Origin of the sequence: Dietzia maris (genome assembly GCF_014144855.1) — a bacterium.
Lineage (GTDB): Bacteria > Actinomycetota > Actinomycetes > Mycobacteriales > Mycobacteriaceae > Dietzia > Dietzia kunjamensis.
Genome location: NZ_JAALDN010000161.1, coordinates 1 through 2,515, shown reverse-complemented (window position 1 = coordinate 2,515; position 2,515 = coordinate 1). Strand labels below are relative to the sequence as shown.

The window sequence follows — 2,515 nt, the reverse complement described above, 5'->3', positions numbered from 1 at the left end:
CGACCACCACCACACCGGACGAGGAGGCCTGACATGCCGCTCGCGCCGTACCTCAGCCGCTACTGGGACGCCCCCGACAGCTGGACGCTCGAGACCTACCTGGACCACGACGGCTACACGGGCCTGCGCAACGCCCTGGCCACCGGACCGGACGAGGTCATCTCCACCGTCCTCGACGCCGGCCTGCGCGGCCGTGGCGGCGCCGGGTTCCCCACCGGCCGCAAGTGGGGCTTCATCCCGCAGGAGACCGGCGAGTCGGCCGACGGCTCCGACTCCGGCCCGGGCACGCAGGCCTCCGCGGCCGCCAAGCCCCACTACCTGGTGGTCAACGCGGACGAGTCCGAGCCCGGCACCTGCAAGGACATGCCGCTCATGATGGCCACCCCGCACGTGCTCGTCGAGGGCATCATCATCGCCGCGTACGCCATCCGCTCCTCGCACGCGTTCATCTATCTGCGCGGTGAGGTGGTGCCCGTCCTGCGCCGCCTGCAGGTGGCGGTCGCCGAGGCCTACGAGGCCGGGTACCTCGGCCGCGACATCCTCGGAAGCGGATTCGACCTCGAGCTGATCGTCCACGCCGGCGCCGGCGCCTACATCTGCGGCGAGGAGACCGCCCTGCTCGACTCGCTCGAGGGGCGCCGCGGCCAGCCCAGACTGCGGCCGCCGTTCCCCGCCGTCGCCGGCCTCTACGCCTGTCCGACGGTGGTGAACAACGTCGAGTCCATCGCCAGCGTCCCGTCGATCCTCCAGCACGGGCCCGAGTGGTTCCGCTCGATGGGCTCGGAGAAGTCCCCCGGCTTCACCCTGTACTCACTGTCCGGGCACGTCACCCGGCCCGGCCAGTACGAGGCCCCGCTGGGCATCACCCTGCGCGAGCTACTCGACCTGGCCGGCGGGATCCGCCAGGGCCACACCCTCAAGTTCTGGACCCCCGGTGGTTCTTCGACCCCGCTGCTCACCGACGCCCATCTCGACATGCCGCTCGACTACGAGGGCTGCGCCGCCGAGGGCACCATGCTCGGCACCAAGGCGCTGCAGATCTTCGACGACACCACCTGCGTCGTGCGAGCGGTGCTGCGGTGGACGGAGTTCTACGCCCACGAGTCGTGCGGCAAGTGCACCCCCTGCCGCGAGGGCACGTTCTGGCTGGAGCAGATCATGCACCGACTCGAGGACGGCACCGCCACCGCCGACGATCTGGACCGACTGCTCGACATCTCCGACAACGTCGCCGGCAAGTCGTTCTGCGCCCTCGGCGACGCCGCCGCGACCCCCATCATCTCGTCAATCGCGCTCTTCCGCGACGAGTACCTCGCGCACATCCCGGATGGCTGCCCGTTCGACCACAGCCGCTCCACCCTCTTCGACCGGACCGACCGTGCGGGCGCCGGCTCCCGGCGTCCGCCCGTGCGGCCGGCCACTCGACCGGACCCCACACGACCGGATCCCACACGACCCGAGGAGGTGGCCCGATGACCTCCGCCCGGTCAGGTGTCCCCCGCGACGCCCGCGGTCCCGACCAGGAGCCGGACCATGGCCGCGCCAAGTCAGAGCGCGCCAAGTCAGAGCGCACGGACGATCTCGTCACGCTCACCGTCGACGGCCGCGCGGTCTCTGTGCCGCCCGGCACGCTCATCATCCGCGCCGCCGAGCGGTTGGGCGTGCAGATCCCCCGCTTCTGCGATCACCCGCTGCTCGAGCCGGCCGGGGCGTGCCGCCAGTGCATCGTCGAGGTCGAGGGCGCGCCCAAGCCCGTCACCTCGTGCACCACCCCGGTCACCCAGGACATGCAGGTGCGCACGCAATTCACCTCCGAGATGGCCGACAAGGCCCAGCGCGGGGTGATGGAACTGCTGCTCATCAACCACCCGCTCGACTGCCCGGTCTGCGACAAGGGCGGCGAGTGCCCGCTGCAGAACCAGGCCCTGTCCAGCGGCCACGGGCGGTCGAGGTTCACCGAGGTCAAGCGCACGTTCCCCAAGCCGATCGCCATCTCGTCGCAGGTGCTGCTCGACCGCGAACGCTGCGTCATGTGCGCCCGGTGCACCCGCTTCTCCGAGCAGATCGCCGGGGACCCGTTCATCGACCTCTTCGAGCGCGGCGCCCGGCAGCAGGTCGGGGTGTACGGCGACGAGCCGTTCGAGTCCTACTTCTCGGGGAACACTGTCCAGATCTGCCCGGTGGGCGCCCTGACCGGCGCGCAGTACCGCTTCCGCGCCCGCCCCTTCGACCTGGTCTCCAGCCCGGCGGTCTGCGAGCACTGCGCCAGCGGTTGCGGGCAGCGCACCGACCACCGTCGCGGGAAGGTCCTGCGCCGCCTCGCCGGCGACGACCCCGAGGTCAACGAGGAGTGGAACTGCGACAAGGGCCGGTGGGCGTTCACCTACGCCACCCAGCGCGACCGCATCACCACCCCCATGGTCCGCGGCGAGGGCGGCGGGCTGGTCCCGGTCCCGTGGTCCACCGCCCTGGCGACCGCTGCCCAGGGGTTGGCCGCCGCCCGCGGACGGGCCGG

The 2,515-nt window shown here is 71.7% G+C and carries 2 protein-coding genes; both read left to right on the top strand.

The window, feature by feature from the left end:
* Positions 1-33 precede the first annotated feature (33 nt).
* The gene (nuoF, locus tag G6024_RS05960) at positions 34-1,476 is read left to right on the top strand and encodes an NADH-quinone oxidoreductase subunit NuoF (RefSeq protein ID WP_067714642.1); all 1,443 of its coding nucleotides are present in this window, start codon (positions 34-36) and stop codon (positions 1,474-1,476) included.
* Positions 1,473-2,515 (top strand): 2Fe-2S iron-sulfur cluster-binding protein (locus G6024_RS05955; protein WP_159148277.1); only part of this gene is annotated, 1,043 nt, incomplete at its 3' end. The genes nuoF and G6024_RS05955, both read left to right, overlap by 4 nt.

Coding starts and splice junctions, on each gene's coding strand:
- nuoF (WP_067714642.1), top strand. CDS start 34: ATGCCGCTCGCGCCGTACCTCAGCCGCTACTGGGACGCCCCCGACAGC.